This is a genomic window from Chryseobacterium sp. S0630 (assembly GCF_024158915.1).
Taxonomy (GTDB): domain Bacteria; phylum Bacteroidota; class Bacteroidia; order Flavobacteriales; family Weeksellaceae; genus Chryseobacterium.
The window spans coordinates 23,342-44,914 of the sequence record NZ_JAMZGF010000004.1 but is presented as its reverse complement, the minus strand read 5'-3'; the positions used below and the strand labels follow the sequence as shown (position 1 = coordinate 44,914).

21 protein-coding genes are annotated in these 21,573 nt (G+C 35.6%); 14 read left to right on the top strand and 7 right to left on the bottom strand.

Annotated features, from left to right (window positions below; all coding sequences use genetic code 11):
- Positions 1-220: 220 nt before the first annotated feature.
- The 5 genes from NK356_RS02680 to NK356_RS02660 form a co-directional block, all read right to left on the bottom strand.
- Positions 221-1,459, bottom strand: a complete 1,239-nt coding sequence (locus NK356_RS02680; protein WP_253316207.1) for a 3-deoxy-D-manno-octulosonic acid transferase — start codon at positions 1,457-1,459, stop codon at positions 221-223.
- A gap of 5 nt (positions 1,460-1,464) precedes the next feature.
- A complete protein-coding gene (locus tag NK356_RS02675; RefSeq protein ID WP_253316206.1) occupies positions 1,465-1,809 on the bottom strand; it encodes a cupin domain-containing protein in 345 nt (114 codons plus the stop codon).
- Positions 1,806-2,273 carry a DUF1648 domain-containing protein gene (locus NK356_RS02670; protein ID WP_034693016.1) on the bottom strand — a complete coding sequence of 156 codons (468 nt, stop codon included), beginning with the start codon at positions 2,271-2,273 and terminating at the stop codon, positions 1,806-1,808. Before NK356_RS02670 ends, NK356_RS02675 begins: the two co-directional genes overlap by 4 nt.
- Positions 2,274-2,295: 22 nt before the next feature.
- Positions 2,296-3,012 (bottom strand): C40 family peptidase, encoded by a 717-nt coding sequence (locus NK356_RS02665; protein ID WP_034693014.1) that lies wholly within the window; start codon positions 3,010-3,012, stop codon positions 2,296-2,298.
- Between the two features lie 85 nt (positions 3,013-3,097).
- Positions 3,098-3,745, bottom strand: a complete 648-nt coding sequence (locus tag NK356_RS02660) for an O-methyltransferase (RefSeq protein WP_034693012.1) — start codon at positions 3,743-3,745, stop codon at positions 3,098-3,100.
- Positions 3,746-4,832: 1,087 nt separating this feature from the next.
- On the opposite strand from NK356_RS02660, the gene NK356_RS02655 reads away from it, so the two are divergent.
- Genes NK356_RS02655 through NK356_RS02645 form a run of 3 tightly spaced genes read left to right on the top strand, consistent with a single transcriptional unit; the run spans position 4,833 to position 7,017 of the window.
- Entirely contained in the window at positions 4,833-5,426 is a 594-nt protein-coding gene (locus tag NK356_RS02655) for a hypothetical protein (RefSeq protein ID WP_253316205.1), read from the top strand.
- Between the two features lie 51 nt (positions 5,427-5,477).
- Positions 5,478-6,050 carry a hypothetical protein gene (locus NK356_RS02650; RefSeq protein ID WP_253316204.1) on the top strand — a complete coding sequence of 191 codons (573 nt, stop codon included), beginning with the start codon at positions 5,478-5,480 and terminating at the stop codon, positions 6,048-6,050.
- A complete protein-coding gene (locus NK356_RS02645) occupies positions 6,013-7,017 on the top strand; it encodes an HTTM domain-containing protein (protein WP_253316203.1) in 1,005 nt (334 codons plus the stop codon). The genes NK356_RS02650 and NK356_RS02645 overlap by 38 nt, the downstream gene beginning before the upstream one ends.
- 53 nt (positions 7,018-7,070) lie before the next feature.
- Here the strand turns inward: NK356_RS02645 and NK356_RS02640 are convergent, their stop codons facing one another.
- The gene (locus NK356_RS02640; protein ID WP_047435593.1) at positions 7,071-7,904 is read right to left on the bottom strand and encodes an OmpA family protein; all 834 of its coding nucleotides are present in this window, start codon (positions 7,902-7,904) and stop codon (positions 7,071-7,073) included.
- An 87-nt stretch (positions 7,905-7,991) separates the two neighbouring features.
- Here NK356_RS02640 and tilS point away from each other — a divergent pair, with 87 nt between their 5' ends.
- The 9 genes from tilS (at position 7,992) to NK356_RS02595 (ending at position 19,238) form a co-directional block, all read left to right on the top strand.
- Entirely contained in the window at positions 7,992-9,344 is a 1,353-nt protein-coding gene (tilS, locus tag NK356_RS02635; protein ID WP_253316202.1) for a tRNA lysidine(34) synthetase TilS, read from the top strand.
- Positions 9,317-9,877, top strand: a complete 561-nt coding sequence (locus tag NK356_RS02630) for an RNA polymerase sigma factor (RefSeq protein ID WP_253316201.1) — start codon at positions 9,317-9,319, stop codon at positions 9,875-9,877. The genes tilS and NK356_RS02630 overlap by 28 nt, the downstream gene beginning before the upstream one ends.
- Positions 9,878-9,957: 80 nt before the next feature.
- Entirely contained in the window at positions 9,958-10,917 is a 960-nt protein-coding gene (locus NK356_RS02625; RefSeq protein ID WP_051934235.1) for a redoxin domain-containing protein, read from the top strand.
- A gap of 334 nt (positions 10,918-11,251) precedes the next feature.
- Positions 11,252-13,321, top strand: coding sequence for a thioredoxin family protein (locus NK356_RS02620; RefSeq protein ID WP_034693001.1), 2,070 nt, complete (start codon positions 11,252-11,254; stop codon positions 13,319-13,321).
- A 135-nt stretch (positions 13,322-13,456) separates the two neighbouring features.
- The gene (locus tag NK356_RS02615; RefSeq protein ID WP_253316200.1) at positions 13,457-14,998 is read left to right on the top strand and encodes a T9SS type A sorting domain-containing protein; all 1,542 of its coding nucleotides are present in this window, start codon (positions 13,457-13,459) and stop codon (positions 14,996-14,998) included.
- A gap of 108 nt (positions 14,999-15,106) precedes the next feature.
- On the top strand, positions 15,107-16,633 hold the full coding sequence (locus NK356_RS02610; protein ID WP_253316199.1) for a T9SS type A sorting domain-containing protein: 1,527 nt from the start codon (positions 15,107-15,109) through the stop codon (positions 16,631-16,633).
- Between the two features lie 305 nt (positions 16,634-16,938).
- Entirely contained in the window at positions 16,939-17,466 is a 528-nt protein-coding gene (locus NK356_RS02605; protein ID WP_034692997.1) for a biopolymer transporter ExbD, read from the top strand.
- Positions 17,467-17,577: 111 nt separating this feature from the next.
- Complete coding sequence (locus NK356_RS02600; RefSeq protein ID WP_253316198.1) at positions 17,578-18,360, top strand: alpha/beta fold hydrolase; 783 nt, start codon at positions 17,578-17,580, stop codon at positions 18,358-18,360.
- Between the two features lie 71 nt (positions 18,361-18,431).
- The gene (locus tag NK356_RS02595) at positions 18,432-19,238 is read left to right on the top strand and encodes a patatin-like phospholipase family protein (protein WP_034692993.1); all 807 of its coding nucleotides are present in this window, start codon (positions 18,432-18,434) and stop codon (positions 19,236-19,238) included.
- Between the two features lie 36 nt (positions 19,239-19,274).
- Here NK356_RS02595 and NK356_RS02590 read toward each other — a convergent pair whose 3' ends face one another.
- Positions 19,275-20,279, bottom strand: coding sequence for a bifunctional oligoribonuclease/PAP phosphatase NrnA (locus NK356_RS02590; RefSeq protein ID WP_253316197.1), 1,005 nt, complete (start codon positions 20,277-20,279; stop codon positions 19,275-19,277).
- A gap of 235 nt (positions 20,280-20,514) precedes the next feature.
- Between NK356_RS02590 and rpmH the strand changes: the two genes are divergently transcribed.
- Both rpmH and NK356_RS02580 read left to right on the top strand, forming a co-directional pair.
- Entirely contained in the window at positions 20,515-20,673 is a 159-nt protein-coding gene (gene rpmH / locus NK356_RS02585; RefSeq protein WP_002976260.1) for a 50S ribosomal protein L34, read from the top strand.
- A gap of 153 nt (positions 20,674-20,826) precedes the next feature.
- The gene (locus NK356_RS02580) at positions 20,827-21,537 is read left to right on the top strand and encodes a cell division ATP-binding protein FtsE (protein WP_034692990.1); all 711 of its coding nucleotides are present in this window, start codon (positions 20,827-20,829) and stop codon (positions 21,535-21,537) included.
- Positions 21,538-21,573 lie beyond the last annotated feature (36 nt).

Genomic DNA, 21,573 nt, shown 5'->3' with positions numbered 1-21,573 from the left:
GAATCATTCTGATTTTAAGCTTAAAGCGAAGCTCATCTTAATACTCTCAACACCTTAATACATCTTAATGTTTCAATAAACAAAAGTTTAAACAAATTGAAATTGACTCTTAAAAAAGAGAAACAGCCATTGTTGATGCTCTTCATACCTTCACTTCTTCCAGCTTCCATCTCCCAGCTTCAAAACCATCTCAATCAGGAATTCTTATCCCGAATTCAGGTTAAGATAATATTTTCTGAAGGATCATTCTGGTAGAATCTGGTTTTTCATCTACAAATTTCCCGGCGTTTTCGGACATTGAGGCAAGTTCTTCTCTGTTATCCTCATTCGTAAGAAATAAAACAAATTCTGAGGCTGTATATTCGTCAGGGAAAGACTTTCCGCCATTGGCAGAGATCAGGTCGTCAGCTTCCGGATTCTTTTTGTAATGATTTCCAAAGATCACCGGAACACCAAAAGTAGCAGCTTCCAGAATATTATGAAGTCCGGCATCATGAAATCCACCTCCTACAACAGCTACATCTGCATAAGAATATAATTTTGATAATAAACCAATACTGTCTATGATCAGAATTGGAGTATTGAAAGTTGAAGATGTTGTATTTTGTATTTCGCTGTACAGTAAAGCATCCGGGAATATATTTTTCAAATGCTCAACTCTTTTCAGATCATGGGGTGCTATGATAAGTTTTGCTGAATTATTTTTGCGGGAAACTACTTCTGCTATTTTCTCTTCTGCCTGCCACGAACTTCCAAAGACTATTGCTTTATTTTCACCAATAAAGTCTGCAATAAAATCTACATGATTATTTCTTTCACGCAGCTGTTTTACTCTGTCAAACCTGGTATCTCCTGTTACGGAAGACTGCGTTAATCCAACACTTTTCGCCAAAGCCAATGAAAACTGCGTCTGGTGGAAAAACCAATCTACATTTTTCTGAAGCTGCTTCACAAACCATTTTCCATAGGAAGTAAAGAAAGACTGTCTTTCATAGAACAGGGCAGAAATAACATAAATCTTTGTCCCATTGTTTTTCAATTCTGCAAAGAGGTTGTACCAGTAATCATATTTAACCGTAAAAAATAGTTCAGCATTAAATTGGTCTGTAAATTCTTTTACAGCACTTTTTTTATCGAAAGGTAAATAACAAATAGCGTCTGCAATATGTTTTTTCTTCACCACATTTTCATATCCCGACGGCGAAAAGAAAGTCACCAGTACTTTGTGCTGAGGAAAATTTTCTTTAAGCTTCTCCAGCACAGGCAATCCCTGCTCATATTCACCCAGACTTGCAGCATGCATCCAAATTACTTGATCTGTTTTTGAAAATGCAGATTTCACTTTATCCAAAGACTGCGCTCTTCCTTCAACGCCTTTTTTAGTTTTATCATTAATCAACGCAAAAGCCTTCATTCCGAAGGTAAGTAGACTGATAAATATATTGTACAGAAATGCCATTTTAATTATTCTTTAATTTCAATTCTGTCATAATCCGTAGGCGGATTTGATATGACTAAAAACTCAATTTCTTCCTCTGATTCATTGGAGATAAAATGCTTCACTCCCGGCTCAATGGATATAGATTCTCCCTGCTCAACAAGGAATTTTTCTTCATTGATATAGAACACTGCCTCTCCTTTCAGAATATAAAAAAACTGTTCTGCCACTTTATGAAAGTGCAGTTTCTCTGAAGTTCCTGCAGGCATTTTCTCCTGCTTTACGGATAAGCTTTGGGTATTTTTAAGAATCCAGCTGTCACATTGGTTTCCCCAGATATAATGTTCTGAATTATCTTTAGAATGTATCATTTGAATAGATAGGCAATAAAAAGCAATGCAGGAGTAAATAACACGACAGATAAAAAGATGGTAGCAAATGTAATTCTCGGTTTAGCCTGGTCATCTACAGCATATCTGAACATATAGTCCTGAATATTCATAAAAATAACCGCCAAAAACAAAAAAAGAATTCTCAAACCAATCTTCATAATTAAAAACTGAGCATTCATATTCTGCGCTGTAATTTCTACCGGGAAATTAGTGTCTTCGGGATGTCTCATGCCATACACAAACAGAGCAAATAATCCCAGAGCCAATACAGGCATCAGAAAGGCATACATTCTCCCTCCAAATCCATCCGCTTTTCCTTCCATATCAAAATGTACAGGAATCCTCTCTGGCAACGTGCTATAGTTTTTCAGGGTAAACCACCACAGAAAAACGACTAATCCAAAATTAAAAATATCAAAAGTTGTAAAAAGAATATTTTCCATTTCAGATGAGATTGAATTAGGATTAGATTACACTTTTCAGCACTCTCAGTTTATGAGTATGCTTATTCATTTCTTTATTGAAAATCCCTGTGGAATCCAGCGTGTCTATTCTTACTTTTCCGGAAGCATGGATGATCTTTTGATTTTCCAGCATAATTCCTACATGAATAATTTTCCCTTCTGCATTTTCAAAGAATGCAAGATCTCCAGGCTGCGTTTCTTCAATAAAAGTAAGTGCTTCACCTACCTCAGCCTGTTGTGATGCATCTCTGGGTATTTTTATATTGTGAATTTTGTAAACCAATTGGGTAAATCCGGAGCAGTCTACCGCGAAGAAACTTTTTCCTCCCCACAGATAGGGTACATTTAGGAACTCTTTTGCTGTCAGGGCAATACTTTCACGCACATCATGACTTCTTCTTGAAGCAACCACCGGAAACTCCACTTCGGAACCCATAGAAAGTAAAGTTTTACCATCGTTCATTAATACGGAAGAAAAATCTTCAGTAACGACAGTCACTTTTCTTTTGGCCAGCTCTTCGTCTGTTATAGGCTTCAGCTGCTTGGTATCCATCCATCCTTCATAGCCATCATAATGCATTTTTATCTTGGTCCAGTTTTTATCTACCTCCAAAATATCTGCACTTTCCCCAAACAATATTTCCGTAACAATTTCAGCTCTGTCAGAATTTTCTGCACGAACCGGCGCTACTGTAACAATACAAACTCCTTTATTCATTAATTTTCAATTTAAAGATTGAATTATTTAAAGATTAAAAATACGATGTGTATCTCTTTAAATGTTTAATCCTTGAATATTTCAGTTACTTTCTGCGTAGAAAGTTGACTCCATCACGCAAAGGTAAAATAAGATTTTCAAAATCTTCATCTTTTGCTGCTAAATCATTTAATTCCTGGATAGACTGGGTAGATTTCAGCTTCGGATTTTCTTCCAACACTTTACCATACCACAAGACATTATCAAAAAGAATCACCGTTCCTGATTTTGTATGCGGTTTGATCAGTCTGAAATATTCAGCATAGTTTTCTTTATCGGCATCTACAAAAATCAGATCAAAAAATTCATCTGTTTCTTTTAAATATTCCTTGGCATCCTGGAGTTTAAAATCAATCTGACTGGCATATTCACTAGACTCAAAATATTTTTTAGGAAGATAAGCAAGATCTTCATTCACATCCAAAGTTGTAATTTTTCCGTCTTTTGATAATCCTGATGCAAGACATAGTGTAGCATATCCGGTGAATGTTCCAATTTCAAGAATACTTTTCGGCTGCATCATCTGGGAAATAATCGTCAGCAATCTTCCTTGCTGATATCCGGAAATCATATGAGGCTGTGTGGTTTTCTGATAGGTTTCTCTTCTCAACTTTTTCAGAATCTCGGATTCCGAAGAAGCGTGTGCCTCCAAATATCTGTCCATTTCAGGATTCTTTTCTTCAAAAAAACTCATACCATTTTAATTTAAACAAATTTAAGGATTTTAAAGCTAGCTTTTAAACCCAATAATAAGATACAAAAAAAGAGAGAAATTAATCCCTCTCTTTTTCTTAGCCAGATCTAAATTTTATTATACGGCTATACAATATTGTCTTATACCGGCACAAACCCATCCTGGGCAACACTTTGTTTGTGGGCTAGTACAAAATATCTGTGGATTACACCCATTAATAGCACCTTGTACAGTTTTCATTTCTCCTCTTGAAAGTTTTTTTAAATTTTTCATAATGATTTTAGTTTAGTATTAATTTCCTACTCTTTAGATTTTCGGACACCTCTTTTATTATTTCCTATAATGGAGATTTAAATATACATATTCTTTTATTAATCAACCAATTATAGGCCTTTAAATTATTTATAAAATGTATAAAAATATTCACCCAGTGAAAACCCCATATAAAATACCGTGAAAACACGGATGTTATTTTTGTGGTATTAGTTATAAGTTTGCAATAAGAATAAGGGGTAAAAACACTAAGAGAAAACAAGATGATTGCAGGAGAGACACAAACTAACCATGAGAATCACAAAAAAGTTATACTGAAAAGTAGAACTGATGCTTCTGCAGCAAAAAGTAAGACAGAAATATCCACTTCATTTTTGCAACGAATTATTTCACTCCTGAAAAAGGAAGAATTAATTTGATTAAAAAATAAATCCCGGTCACCTTCGGGATTTATTTTTGCTTTATACTCAGATATTTCTTCTCAGGTTATCTCAGATTAAAACCTCATCATCATTTTTCCCAACATCTGTTCACAGAACTTCACTAAGTTCATTGTCAAGTTCATTCTCAGAACTCATATGGTAAGCCACAATACATCAGCTTGAAATATCCATGAATAGCCATTACTATTCAAAACTCTGATTCATATTTTACTTCAAAAGTCAAAATCCTCATAAAAAAACAGGAAAAACACCTGTATCTGACTGCTCATATGCTTCTACCTTTGATATAAGTTTTCCAACCACGAAACATTCAAATAAAGGAGGCACCCGAAAATCCTAAAAAAGAGTAGGGATATTTTAAAAACAACCACATGAAAACAAAGACTTTATTATTAATCGGAGCAATAGTGGGACTTGTTATGATATTTTCCCAGCTAAAACCTCAGGAAATGTCTTTTTATAAAGAAAAAGGCAATTACATTGTAGACCATAATTACATCCTGAAAGATGTGAAAAAAATTTCTGACGAAGACATGAAAAGTTTATTAAATCTTCAGAAACTTCATCAGAACAGTTTGGGTACCAATTTCATTATCTATAAAATCAACAGACAGTATGTAATCCGCGGATGCTTAATGAAAGCTAATATCGACTGGAAAAAGTATGGAGATCTAAGAGAAAAAGTGGAAGGAATTCTAAAAAAATATGGAGCTAAAGAATTAGGAACAGATTATTATGCTATTCAAAACAACCAGGTTGCAACCAATGCAGCTTTGCTGAGCCAGAAAGACATAGCATCATTAAGCAGATTAACCGTTAAGGGAGCCGAAGAATATACGATCTGTCCACCAACGATGGGTAGAAGAAATCTTACCAATGTGATTATAAAATCATACAAAGTCAATACAGCCATTGATCCAAGAATCAATGTAAAACTGAACAGTGTATTGATGAATTACAAATAACCTCAAAAGGCTGTTTTTAGTCCGAAGACAGCCTTTTTTAAATCTTTTGCCATGAAAAGAAAGCTACAGTTATCCGGAATTTTTATAATCCTATTGGTGGTCTTCACCATTGGTTTGAAAGGTACATTTGATGGTTACTATGGTTTTTATTATGAAAATAAAGAGTATAAAAAACCACTGGTCTATAGTATTTCTGAAGACATTTCCGAGTCAAAACCCGTCAATATATTTACTTCTTACACCGGTTTTGATACAGGATATGGTTTCTACGCACCCAATGTTGCCAGCGACTTTGTCATGAGCTTTGAATTAAAAGATCAGAATGGAAATATCCTGGAACAAAAAAACCTTCCTTATTTTAACAACAAAGAAAGCAGAGTGAGGTATACGACTGTTTTTAACATGTTTCTTGATAAAATTTCCGATCAAAATAAGTACGACAAAAAGTATTATCAGTATCTGGATATCATTATCAGACAGATCGCAGCCCACGTGATGAAAGAAAATCCGCTGGCATCCAGTGTTACAACAAAGCTTTATCTGTACAACTACCCTACTGTTGCAGATTTCAAAAAGGGAAAAACGAATGAAAATCTTATTCTTATTGATGAATTCAAATACTAAAGTGATGAAAAACCTGAATGCATTCTATACCAAAATTGAAAATTTCTTTTTCAAACAAGATAATCAAACGGAATTTTTAAGTTTCTTTCGGATTGCCATAGGAATTGTGATCCTTTTACAATTTACTGCGGTACTGCCGGATTTTGAAAAATTATTTTCCAGTAGCAGTGTTATTCCTCAGGATATCATGAGTGTTTTTATACCAGACTGGCTGATTACCTTCTCAAAAATGGTAAGCTTTTTTCAGACCTTAGGAATTGAAGAAAGTACAACGATAGCCATAACCAAGGTATCGTTTATTACATTGTGTATTTTGATCATCACCGGATTGTATTCAAGGATCTCTGCATTTTTTTTACTTATACTGCAAATAGCCTTGCTTAAGGGAAGTTCTTTTTTTGCCTATGGTGCAGATTTTTTCACAAGCATGTCTTTATTCTATTTGATTCTTTTTCCTGCTGACCAGCACTTTTCACTGAGAAATTGTATTTTCAGAAGAAAACCTGGAAATACCAATATCACTCCAGTTAAAAGATTATTTCAGATCCATATTTCTATTGCTTACTTTTTTTCCGGGCTTGACAAAGCTTTAGGTTTCAACTGGTGGAACGGTGAATCTATCTGGAAAGCCATTCATCTGCCCTACTCCAACAGAGACCTGAATATTGATTTCAGCTGGCTGATAGAACACTCTTATATTCTGAGCTTGATGGGATGGAGTACCATTATTATTGAGATGTGTTATCCTTTCTTTATCTGGTACAAACCCACACAGAAAACATGGCTTTTTCTCACCATCTCCATGCATATAGGAATTGCGCTTGTACTCAATTTATATTATTTTTCAGCCATTATGATCGTCTGGAATATCACCAATTTTTATTTTGAACAACCTGCTAAAAAAACAGTTTCGTCTCCAAAGAAAAAAATATCGGCAGATTATATTCCCAAACAGGTTGGCTCATAAAAAAAACAAATCCCGAATTGCTTCGGGATTTATAATAATATAGGGTTTAGTCATTATTTCTTAGGAGCGATATCCATCAGTTTCATAAACTCATCAAGTTTAGGCATAATGATGATTTCCGTTCTTCTGTTTTCTGATCTACCTGAAACGCTCATATTAGTTGCTTTCGGGTTGTATTCAGAACGTCCACCAGCAGTGATTCTTGCCGGATCTACTCCAAACTGAGTCTGAAGAACTTTAGCAACTGAAGTACCTCTTAATGCAGAAAGATCCCAGTTGTCTCTTGGAAGATTTGGAGAGTTCAACGGAGCATTATCAGTGTTACCTTCAATTAATACAGAGTATTTATCGTAATCGTTGATTACTTTTGCTACTTTACCTAACACTTCCTGAGCTGCAGGCAAGATGTTGTAATCTCCTGTTTTGTATAGCATTTTATCAGAAAGAGAGATCATTACAACTCCTTTCAATACTTTTACCTGTACATCTTCATCTGATACATTATCCAATGATCTCTTCAGTTTATTAGACAATGCCAGATTCAAGCTGTCATTTTTAGCGTTACTGGAGATCAATTGCTTGATATAAGAATTGGAAGCATTGATTTCTCCTACCAGTTTATCAATGTTAGCAGAACTTTTTCCTGTATTGGACAGACATGCATCAAGTGATGATTTTAATGCATCGTGCTGGCTTTTCAACAAGTTGTTTTCACCTGCCAATGCAGAGTTCTGAGATTTCAAATCCTGAATTTCTCTCTGTCTTTCTCCAATATTTTCAATACACTGCTTATAGTTTGTGCTCAAAGCATCATACTGCTTTTTGCTGACACAAGATGTCATCCCCAGCGCCATTGCAGAAACTGCTAAAATTTTTAAAATCTTCATAAATAATCATTTTTAGACTACTCAAAGTTAGGAAAATTCAATTGAATTATATCGGTTATCTTTGCATAAAAGAAATTCTCAACATCTATGTTGGATCAATTAGCCTTCACCAATCAATTAAAAAGTCTCGTTCACCAACCGGAAAATCACACCTATCTTCTGGCTGTAAGCGGAGGTGCAGATTCTATGGTTCTGGCCTCTTTGTTCAGGGATTTAGGTCTTGAAATTCAAGGTTCAGCATTCCGGTTTCAGGTAGCTCATATCAATTATAAACTTCGTGGTGATGATTCTAATCTGGATCAGAAAACCGTGCAGGATTTTTGTGAGAAAAATCATATAAAATTTCATTTGTATGAAGTTTCGGAAAAAGATCAGAAACCGGAAAACTCTATTCAGCTTTGGGCAAGAGAGCTTAGGTATGCTTTTTTTAAAGAAGTTCAGGAAAAAGAAAATCTGGAATTTCTCGTTACCGCACATCACCTTAATGATCAGCTGGAAACTTTCATCATTAATCTGTCCAAAGCTGCTGGCATTAATGGATTGACTGGAATTCCATCGAATGATAATAATATCCTTCGCCCTCTTTTAGATTTTTCAAAAAAAGAAATTTATCAGTTTGCTGAGGAGAATACTATTGAATTCCGGGAAGATCTTTCTAATAAAAAAAGTGATTATCTGAGAAATAAAATCAGGAATGAGATTGTTCCTCTTCTGATGGAAACCAACGATCACTTTCTGGAAAACTTCAGAAAAAGTTCTTTATATCTCAATCAGACTAAAGATTTTGTTCAGAAACAGATTCAGGAGATAGAAAATAATCTTACAATATTTAACCAAAACTATAAAATCTTATCAAAGGAAAAGCTGGATCAGGAAAGTGATTTCGTGAAATTTGAAATCTTAAAAAAATACGGATTCAATCAGGAAGAAGAAATCCCGAAAATTTTTAAAGCAGAAAACAACAGTTCTTTCTTTTCAAAAGAATATCAGTTGATCGTCAACCGTGATGAACTTATTTTTATTGATAAAAGCGAAGAAAAGGAAACTCCGGAAGAAATAGTACTGATCAAAAATTTTGATTTTTCTGAAAACCAGATCAGCATCAACCTCGTAGATGATATTGAAAACATGGTTGAGTTCAATAAAGGATTTGAATGGAACTTCGATGCTGAAAAGCTTCAGTTTCCACTCCTTTTGAGAAAACAACAGGATGGAGATGAATTTTATCCTACAGGGTTTTCAGGGAAAAAGAAGGTTTCTAAATTTTTTAGGGACGAAAAATTATCTGCTTTGATCAAGGAAAAGATCTGGTTATTGTGTGACTCCGGAAACCATATTTTGGGTGTCATCCCTCTCAGACAGGATCGCAGGTATCAGGCAGACAGAACTACTCAAAAAAAGATAACTGTAACGTGGACAGAAAAACAACTAATTCGTTAGCTGTTGATGATTTTAAGAAAGACAGCAATATAGCTTTTGGAATTTTATACCAACAGTATTTTGGTTATACTCAGAAATTTATTCTGAATAATAAAGGTAATCTGGAAGATGCAGAAGATATTTTCCAGGACGCATTACTCATTCTTTACGAAAAGCTCAATGCTGATGACTTCAAAGTTCAAACCTGTCTGGGAAATTATATTATCGGAATTGTAAAAAATCTGTGGTTTAAAAAACTAAAAAACAGAAACTTTTATGTAGAGTCTCCTGAAAACTATTTCATGGAACATCAGGTGGAAATAAGTACTGCCATTGAAAATGAAAGGTATTACTGGGAAAAACTGGTTGGCTATATCAAATCGATCTCTTCACATTGTCAGAATCTGATCCATGACATTTTTATTGAAAATAAAAGTATAGAGGAAATTCAGGATAAATACCAGTATTCCAGCAAACATAATGCTCAGAATCAAAAATACAAATGTGTAGAGCAGATCAAGAAGATTAAAAATAACAGCATTTTTTCTACCTGATAATCAAACTATTAAATAAAATATTTTAATTCATGGGTGATTTTATTCTTGATCAGGGAACATAATAAGAAAAGAAATATATGTTCAGAAAAATCGTATTGAGCCTTCTTATACTAGTAGGAATTTCATTCAACGCACAAAGCGCAGGCATCAATTTTCAAAAAATTGATTTGGAAGCCGCGAAAAAAATCGCAGCAAAAGAGAATAAACTGATCTTCATTGATCTGTTCACCACATGGTGCGGACCTTGTAAGCTGATGGCAAAAAACACCTTTACTGACCCAAGAATCGGAGAGATGTTCAACAAAAATTTTGTAAATCTTGCCATAGACGCAGAAAAAGAAGGGCTAAGCCTTGCCAAAGAATTTAAAGTGGTAAACTATCCTTCCTTTTTATTCCTGGATTCAAAAGGAAAACTGGTTCAATATGATTTCGGATACTATAATCCTGAACAGTTTTTGGAAGTTGGGGCATCAGTCCTGAAAAAAAAGATGTCTCAACCCGGCAAAACTTTAGATCAGGTAAAAGGAAAAATGATAGGTGATAAAATTGATAATTTCAATGCAAAAGATCATTTAGGAAATACATTTTCATCATCAAAGGAAAACAAAAAACTGGTGATTGTTTTTATTCGTGGGCAATGGTGTCCTTATTGTAACAAATATATTGAAACATTACAAAATCTGGCTCCGGAGCTGAAATCGAAAAACGCAAGACTTGTCATTATTTCTCCAGAAAAACCGGAGTTTATAGAGAAAACGATCAGCAAAACAAAGACAGACTATACAGTTTTATATGATGAAGGATATAAAATTGCAGAAGCATTTGATGTTCTTTATACTCCAGACAGTGAAACACTTAATTTTTACAACTCAAAATTAAAGGAGGATTTCGCTGACAGCAGATCAGATCATTCCGGAAGACTTCCTGTATCGGCAACCTTCATCGTTAATGAAGGGAAAGAAATTACATGGAGACATTTTGATGCGGACTATAAAAACAGAGCATCCGTAGAAGATATTTTAAAAAATCTGAATTGATTTTCTCAGAGATTTTTTGCTCTGGAAAAGATCCTCATCATAATACCAAGTTGACAAAATTGAAAAAATCTATAATCATTTTGAATGATAAAATAAGTAACACTTTTATTGCGATTAGGGCATAAGACAAAATATTTTAGGGATCAGGCTTAAAAAAAGAAAGTTTCTAAATTTTTTAGGGACGAAAAATTATCTATTTTAGCGAGGCAAAAAATCTGGACACAGACTCATTAGGAATAATACTGTATTTGACAGCTTTCCTTTCAGGTAAGACAGAAGATTTGCAAAGAATGAGAAAACGAAATGGAGTCTCAAAATTTTAATGAAATGAACAATGAAATTTAGAAATTGGTTTTTATTAATTCTACTATTTTTAGCGACAGGAATTAATGCGCAGATAAAAAATCCTGTAAAGTTTAAATTCACCATCAACGATTTGGGGAACAATCAATACGAAGCGGTATTGAATGCTACCATGGAAAGCGGATGGCATATTTACTCTAAAGATTTACCGGAAGATACCGGAATTCCGACCGAGTATAAAGTGACAGGAAAAAATATTGAGTTGATCGGAAAATTTACCGAAGTAGGTAAAAAACATGAAGAGTTTTCTGAAGCATTTGGAGGAACCATTGTTTTCTATTCCAATTCTGCTGGATTTAAGCAAAAATTTAAATTAAAAGATCCGACAAAACCCGCAGATGTCACTTCTGAGATTACCTATCAGACCTGTGACGACAGAGTTTGTCTGGCTCCCAATACTTTAGAATTCAACCAAAAGGTTACGCCAAAAGGGGCAACGGAAGAGGCTACGACCGAGGAAACTGCAGGTCCTGCTAAAGACTCTGTAAAAATAACTGAGACGGTTACTGAAAATCCTGCAAAAACAGAAGCTACGATCACAGAAACTTCAAAACTGGATCCTAAGCAGCTGAAAATTGAAAGTATTGATTTCAAAAAACCATTGACGGATTGCGGTACTGCCTCTACCAAAGTGGATGAAAACTACTGGACGTATCTATTTTTAGGATTTATCGGAGGATTAATTGCTTTGCTTACGCCATGCGTTTTCCCGATGATTCCGCTTACCGTTTCATTCTTTACAAAAGGAAGTAAAGACAAAGCAAAAGGGAAAAGAGATGCGCTTATTTATGGGTTTTTCATTCTTCTTATCTTCGTTTTATTGAGTATTCCTTTCCATATTATTGATGGAATTGCCGGAAATATCTTCAACGAGATTTCTACCAGCGTATGGTTGAATATTGCTTTCTTTATCATATTCATCTTCTTTGCCGGAAGTTTCTTCGGATATTATGATATCACTCTACCAAGTTCTATTGCCAACAAATCTTCCAAAGCAGAAGAGGCAGGAGGAATTATCGGTATTTTCTTCATGGCATTGACCCTGGTAATTGTTTCTTTCTCATGTACAGGACCTATTTTAGGAAGTTTATTAGGAAGTGCGGTAACAGGTTCATCCAATGTTCCAATGCTCTTGACTTTTGCTTTGGCAGGATTCGGGCTGGCATGGGCGATTATTTTTGGATTGCTGGCATTATTCCCGCAGGCATTACAAAGTCTTCCGAAATCCGGAGGATGGATGAATACGGTAAAAGTTGTTTTAGGATTCGTAGAACTGGCATTAGCATTGAAATTCTTGTCTAAAGCAGATCTTGTATCCAAAACATTCTTCTTAAAAAGAGAACTTTTCATTGCGATCTGGATTATTATCGCATTAGGATTAGCAATCTATTTATTAGGATTGATCAGGTTCCCTCATGATGACAAAAAGCCTAAAATCTCTATCACCAGAAAAATATTAGGGGTATTGGGAATTGGTTTTGTGATCTACCTGGTTCAGGGTTTAATCCCGTCTGACCGTCCAAAACTTCAATTATTAAGTGGAATTTTACCTCCGCTGAACGTAAGCTATTTCCATGATGAGAAAGACGGAATTTTAGGAATGCATCCTGAACACGACTTCTTCAAAGCAATAGAACTGGCTAAAAAAGAAGATAAACCAATCCTGATCGACTTCACAGGATACGGATGTGAAAACTGTAGAAAAATGGAAGAATTTGTATGGAGCGAACCGGACATCTTACCGATTCTTCAGAACGATGTAGTACTGGCTTCTCTATATGTAGATGACAAGGAAGAGCTTCCTGAAGATCAGAAAACCAAAATTGACCTTGGAGACGGGCAGATCAAAAAGGTAAAAACAATTGGGGACAGATGGAGTTTATTCCAACAGGTGAACTTCAATAATAACTCTCAACCACACTATGTTTTAATTACTCCGGACGGAAAAGTAATCAACACGCCTGTTTCAGGGTATATGCCAAAAGAGGATTTCAAAAAATTCCTGGAATGTGGTGTTAATTTCTACAAAAAGAATAAATAAATTATTTACATATCATTCAAAAACTCACACTTTATCGTGTGAGTTTTTTGTTTTCATGAATTAAATAAACAACAAAACACCAAACGTAGTGTAAAATTAATTACATTTGAATAACCATCACTTATTCAAATACATATGAGATATTTAACATCTACTTTTTTATTTTTTACTTTTTCAATACTCACAGCACAGACTGCTCCTTCCATAGAATGGCAAAAAGCATTAGGAGGCACTCAGGGCGAATCTGCCAATGCTATTCAACAAACCTCTGATGGAGGGTATATTGTAGCGGGAAACTCTATGTCCAATGATGGAAATATTACAAATCACGGAGATTCTGATTACTGGGTTATAAAGTTAAATGCCTCAGGAAGTATACAATGGCAGAAATCATTAGGTGGAGGCCTCTATGACAGTGCCAATTCTATTCAACAGACAACCGACGGAGGATATATTGTGGCAGGAGAATCCACCTCTACCAACGGAGATGCGACAGGAAATCACGGGAATTCTGATTACTGGATTGTAAAATTAGATTCCTCAGGAACTCTACAATGGCAAAAATCATTAGGTGGAACTAATGAAGACAGAGCAAAATCTGTTCGGCAAACCTCTGACGGCGGATATATTGTAGCCGGAGAATCTGACTCTACAGATGGAGATGTGACAGGAAATCATGGGAATCCCGATTATTGGATCGTAAAATTAGATTCCTCAGGAACTCTACAATGGCAAAAATCATTGGGTGGAAGTTCTTATGAAAGGTGTAATTCTATCCAACAAACATCAGACGGTGGATATATTATTGCAGGAGCATCCGCCTCTACTAATGGAGACATTACAGAAAATCATGGAAACGAAGATTTTTGGATTGTAAAATTAAATTCCTCAGGAGCTCTGCAATGGCAAAAAACATTGGCCGGAAATCTTGCTGACTCTGCAGAATCTATCCAGCAAACATCAGATGGCGGATATATTGTGGCCGGTGGATCTACCTCTGCAAACTCTGAGATTCCAACAGTTTTTGGAATATCTAATTATTGTGTGGCAAAATTAGACGCTGCCGGAAATACAGTATGGCAAAAATACTTTGGCGGTGCTGGTAACGATTATGCCTATTCTGTAAAGCAAACTTCGGATGGCGGATATATAGTGGCCGGCGGAACTTCTTCTGTAAACGGAGATGTAACAGGAAATCATGGAAGTAATGATTACTGGATAATAAAGTTAGACCCTTCAGGAATTTCACAATGGCAAAAGCCGCTGGGAGGAACCGCTTTTGATGATGCCTACTCTATTCAAAAAACAACTGACGGAGGATATATAGTCGCAGGCCAAATTTTTTCCACCGACGGAGATGTGACAGGACATCATGGTTCAGTAGATGCCTGGGTAGTTAAATTAAGTACTGAACAGTTAGGAATCTCCGAAAGTCAGAAAATGAATCAGCCCAACCTTTACCCTAACCCGGCAAAAGATTTCTTTTATGCAGATAACTTACCTCAGGAAAGCAACATTCATATTACCGATATGTCGGGAAGAAAAATTTTCTCAGAAAAGTACCATGAGAGAAAAATCAAAATCAATACTTCCGCATTCTCAGAAGGAATCTATATTGTACAGATAAAAAGCAAAGAGGAAATCATTCTTTCAAAGAAAATAACAGTCAGCAGATAATTTATTGACTAATACTTTAATCATTCGGGAGAAATAACATCATAGATTATTTTTTAGCGAATTGAATAAAATTAATTACATTAGAATAAACTAATACCCATCAAAAATATGAGAAACTTAACGTTTATTCTATCATTATTTATAACTTCAATTCTATACGCTCAAACGACTCCTTCCATTCAATGGCAAAAATCGATGGGAGGAAGTAATGTAGACCTGTTTCACTTTGTAGAACCAACTTCTGATGGAGGATATATTGTCTCAGGTTCTACCTTTTCCAACAACGGAGATCTTACACAGAATTTTGGCAGCAGGGACGCCTGGATTATTAAATTTGATTTCAACGGAAATATACAATGGCAAAAATTATTAGGAGGCAGCCAGGCAGAATTATTCCATTCTATATGGGAAACTTCCGATGGAGGATATATTCTTGCCGGAGGATCAAGTTCTGCAGATGGCGATCTTACCAGCAACAATGGTTTTGAAGATTATTGGATTGTAAAATTAGATTCAACTGGGGATATAGAATGGCAAAAATCGATAGGCGGAAGCGATCGCGATATTGCAAAAGATATTTTGCAAACTTCTGATGAAGGATACATTATTGCCGGAACAAGCTATTCTAATGATGGTGACGTACTGGGAAGCCATGGAGGTTCGGATATCTGGATCATTAAGACAAATTCCACAGGAAATGTACAATGGCAAAAATCCTTAGGCAGCAGTTCAGCAGAACAAGTTCAATCTATCCAGCAAACTTCTGACAATGGATATATTATTGCCGCCACCACGGGAAATATTGCCGACGGAGATGTTACACAAATTTATGGAGGATCAGATTATTGGATTATAAAACTGGATTCATACGGGAATTTACAATGGCAGAAATCCTTAGGTGGAACAGGCTTTGATACTGCCAATTCTATTCAACAGACTTTTGATGGAGGCTATATTGTTGCCGGAATATATGAAAGGTCTATTTATCCTTATCCCTTAAGTTCTGATTATGGCATCATAAAGCTAGCCAGTAATGGAGATGTACAATGGCAAAAATTTTTTGGAGGCAATAAAAGTGATGGTGCAAAATCTATTCAACAAACATCTGATGGAGGATATATAATTGCAGGGCTTTCCAATTCTAACAATGGTGACGTGCTGGGAAATCATGGAAATACTGATGCATGGATTATAAAAACAGATAACACAGGAACGCTTCAATGGCAAAAATCTTTAGGCGGAAATGCGGAGACTATCCGGAAGACCGTAGATGGCGGATTCATTATCATTGGATATTCCAGTTCCACCAATGGAGATGTTTCAGAGAACCACGGCAATATTGACGGGTGGATCGTAAAGCTAAGCCCGGAACAGTTAGGCATCTCCGAAAGCCAGAAAATGAATCAGCCCAACCTTTACCCTAACCCGGCAAAAGATTTCTTTTATGCAGATAACTTACCTCAGGAAAGCAACATTCATATTACCGATATGTCGGGAAGAAAAATTTTCTCACAAAAGTACCATGAGAAAAAAATAAAAATCAATACTTCTGCATTCTCAGAAGGAATCTATATTGTACAGATAAAAAGCAAAGAGGAAATCATTCTCTCAAAGAAAATAACAGTCAGCAGATAATGTATTGATAAATACTTTAATCATTCGGAAGAAATCATGTCAATAGATTATTTTTTCACCCTAAAACACTCATCCATTATTGCGTGAGTGTTTTGTTTACCTCTTCAGCTGATTAGGTTACTTGCCCAAACAATAAAGTCCTGATTTTTATTTTCAAACAAAATGAAAAGAAATGGGAATACTTGAAAATTAATTACAAAAACAATCAATAGATTCATGAATCTATTGATTATTTCACAAACAAGGCACACTTGTTGTAAGAATTTTTCAAAAAAACACCGTTTAACATTTAAAAATTTTTAATCATGGCAGAAGTAATTGCACAAGAGAAACAAGGCGGAAAGCAAAAGAAAAAAATGATCCGCGTGGACATGACTCCTATGGTAGATCTGGGATTCTTACTCATCACCTTCTTTATGTTTACCACTAATTTTACAAAACCTAATGTAATGGATCTGGGACTACCTGCAAAAGACCATAATCCCAACCCGCTCCCAAATGATCATGTAATTGGAGATCAAAACCAGATTACCTTTATCCTGGGAAAAGACAACCGCGTATTTTATCATCAGAGCAATCAGAAAGATCTGAATACAGGTAATCTTAAAGAAACTGATTTCAGTGGAATAAAGATTTCAAAAATCATTGCTGAAGCTTATAAAAACGCTCCGGTACCCAACATTTTTACAGTGATTGTAAAACCAACGGATGAAGCCAATTACAAAAATTTTGTAGACATGCTGGACAACCTTGCTATTTCTAAAAAAGAACGATATGGCGTAACAGACATCAAGCCTTGGGAGACAAAGGTTTATAAGGAATTAACTCAATAAAAGAGAAGGGCATTTTTTAAATGCTCTTTTTTTAACTAAATTTGAAAGGAGAAACGGATCCGCAGCATGTAAGCTGCTGTATTATTTTTTAACCTTCTAAATTTTGGAATCATGCTGAACTTTGAAAGAAAAGGAAACGGAAAAGAAACTTTAGTACTTCTTCACGGATTTATGGAAAACCTATCCATCTGGAGCGATATGGAACATCATCTTTCCAAAGATTTTTCTCTGCTCAAAATTGACCTTCCCGGCCATGGACAATCTGAAATTCTGGCTGAAGTTCACACCATGGAACTGATGGCTGAAGAAGTAAAAAAAGTATTGGATGATCAGCATTTAGAAAAAGTACATCTTCTGGGACATTCTATGGGAGGATATACCTCTCTCGCTTTTGCAGAGAAGTATCCTGATTCTTTAAAAAGTCTTACTTTATTTTTCTCTACGTATTTTCCGGATGATGAAGAGAAAAAACAGCAGCGTATCAAAAGCTACAGAATCATAAAAGATGCTTTTGCCCATTATGCAAGAGCCGGAGTACCTAATTTATTCAATCCGAATGAAAGAGACATTCTGGAAGGAAAAATTGAAACAGCTCTTGAAACAGCCCTTTCCACCAACAATTTAGGGGCTCTTGCCTGTGTGAAAGGTATGGTAGAAAGAACCGACAAAAAGCATGTTCTGGAAAACCTTGAAGCTAAAATCTTAGTATTGGCGGGTAAACATGATAATGCTGTAAAAACCGACATGATGATCAAACATCTTCCGGACAGAACGAATATCAAATCTTATATCCTGGACTGCGGCCACAACGGTCACTGGGAAAAGCCAGGAATCTGCGCAGAAATCATCAACACAGAACTTCTTCACAATCTTCCTAAAAAACTGGTTTTATAAAACAGGTAACATGACAAATTAAGCTGTGCATAACAAAAAATCCTGTATATTAGTAGAGGATAATTTTGGTAATGGCTTTATTTTCATTCAAAAAAAAGAAACCACCGGCACCACCGGTTATCGGACTTACACTTTCAGGCGGAGGAATGCGTGGGATTGCTCATATTGCCGTACTGAAAGCTCTGGAAGAATACAATCTGAAACCACACATCATCTCTGGAACCAGTGCGGGTTCTATCATTGGTGCTTTTTATTCTTTTGGAAAAACACCGGACGAGATGATGGAAATTGTAAGACAAACTTCTTTTTTCTCAAGATCATCTTTAAAATTATCCAAAAACGGAATCTTCAGCTCCAATTTTATTTTAAAACTATTCAAAGATTATTTCCCGGAAGACAATTTCAGTATTTTAGAAATTCCGATGTATGTGGCTGCCACGGAAATGACACATGGCATTGTAGATTTCTTTTCTGAAGGAGAGCTTTTTGGGCCATTACTGGCTTCCTCAAGCGTTCCTTTTATTCTTCCTCCGGTAAGGATCGGCGAGAAAATTTATGTGGATGGTGGCGTTCTGGATAATCTCCCTATTGAACCCATCATGGATAAATGTAATTTTCTGATTGCTTCTCACGTCAATTCCATCAGCTATGATGAATTAAACAAAATGAGTCTGATGAAAGAATTTGACAGAATCCTCCATTTAGCGATTGCAAAGTCGGTCTATTCTAAAGCAAAATACTGCAATATCTTTTTGGATCCGCCCAAAATGACGAAATACAGTCTTTTCAACAAAAGATATATGGATGAAATGTTTCAGCAGGTGTACGATTATACCTGCCAGGAACTTGAAGAAAAGGGGTTTCGTAAAAGTATTTAGAAGTTTTAACCAGAAAAATTTACAGGTTTTTTGTTCTTATAAACCTTCTTCTTTCACTTTTTCTTTGAAGTTGACTATAGTTCCCGCTAAAGAATCTAAAGATTTCCCTCCGGCTGCATTAATGTGCCCGCCACCGTTGAAATATTTTCTTGAGAATTGGTTCACGTCCACATCATCTTTACTTCTGAAAGAAATTTTAACGAAATCTTCGTACAGATCTTCCATGAAGAATGCAGACATTTTCACTCCGGCAATACTCAGACCATAATTCACAAAACCTTCTGTATCTCCTTTCTGGAAGCCCAATTCCTTAAGTTCGTTTCTGGTAAGGCTTAGAACCGCCACTGTGCCGTCATTCACTACTTCTATTCTTCCAAGAACCAAAGCAAGCAAATGCAGACGGGAAACCGTGTTGGTATCCCATGTATTGGAAGTGATCATCGCAGGATCTGCACCATGTTCGATAAGATTAGCAATAATCCTGTGGGTAGTGGCACTGGTAGAACGAAAACGGAAACCACCTGTATCCGTCATAATTCCGGTATAAAGACATTCTGCCATATCCTGATTCACCAGTTTCTCATCATTCATTGCTTCTATGAAATGATAAATCATCTGTGAAGTGGCAGGAATTACCGTATCAGAATACACAAAATCAAATTGTTCCGGCTGTTGGTGATGATCGATAAGAATTTTCTTTCCCGGAGCTTTTACCAACCAGTCTCCCAATAACCCTATTCTTGATGGAGAATTAAAATCCAGGCAGAAAATAACATCTGCTCCCGCAATCATATCAGAAGCCAGTTTTCTTTTATATTCTGCAATAATAACTTTTTTAGATTCCGGCATCCATTTCAGAAATTTCGGAAAATCATTAGGTACGATAACCTCTGCATGAATTCCTTTTGCTTTCAGATAATGTTTTAATCCCAAGCTTGAACCAATAGCATCTCCATCCGGGTTATAATGGGTAAGGATCACTATTCTGCTATCCTGGGTAAGTAATGTATTGATATCTAAAAGTTCTGCTGGTGTAAACATCCGGTGTTTATTTTTCGTTAAAATTAAAGTTTTCAAAGATAGAGCTTTTATATAAATCATTTAAATATTATTTTTGTACACGAAAATGGTTTTCCCATGAGGGTTTATAAATGCCTGACTGAAAAACATTACATTTAATTTTAAAAAAAGATAATTAAAGTTTGTAACTTATATTTTTTTATATATCTTTGCAACCTGAAAATTAATAGATTAATTACGATTTAAACATATAGTAATGAGTAAAAGAACATTCCAGCCATCAGAAAGAAAGAGAAGAAACAAACACGGTTTCAGAGAAAGAATGTCTACGCCAAATGGAAGAAGAGTTTTGGCTGCGAGAAGAGCTAAAGGCAGAAAGAGATTAACTGTAAGTGCTGCACGCGCTAAGAGATAATTTCTAATTATCATATACAAAACATGCTTGAGAAGTTCCTTTTCAGGCATTTTTTGTTGTTAAAATTTACTAAAATTTAGGCTACATCAACATCTTTTTTCTATTTTTAGAAGTTGAAATATTTTTATAAGAAATAGCCTTTAAAATTAAATTATGCCACATACAAATATCGCCGGAGACAATATTATAAGTTTACAAAACGCAAAGATTGCGCAAAAAAACTTTACTGTACTTTCTGATGTAAATCTTAATATAAAGAAAGGTAGATTCTGCTACCTTATCGGAAAAACAGGTTCCGGGAAAAGTTCCCTACTGAAAACGCTTTACGGACACATTCCATTAGCATCAGGACATGGAGCTGTTGTAGGATTTGATCTGGCAAAACTAAAGCCGTCTGACATCCCTAACTTAAGAAGAAAACTAGGTATCGTATTCCAGGATTTCCAGTTACTTTCTGACAGAACGGTTGAAAAGAATCTGAAATTCGTTCTTGAAGCAACAGGATGGAATGATAAAGTAAAAATAGAAGACCGTATCAATGAGGTTTTAGGAAGCGTGAACATGAAAAGCAAGAAGCATAAAATGCCTCACGAACTTTCCGGAGGAGAACAGCAGCGTATTGCTATCGCAAGAGCCCTTCTTAACCACCCGGATCTTATCTTAGCGGATGAGCCTACAGGAAACCTTGACCCTGAGACTTCCAATGAAATTATGACATTATTAAAGCAGGTTGCCCTTGAAAATGGCGCTGCAGTAGTAATGGCAACACACGATTATCACATGATTCAAAACTTCCCTGGTGAAGCCATCAGATGTGAGGACGGAAAAGTTTCTGTGTTGGATACTTCAGAATTATTTGAATAAGAATAAAAAAATAAGAAGGTCAGAAATAACCAACTT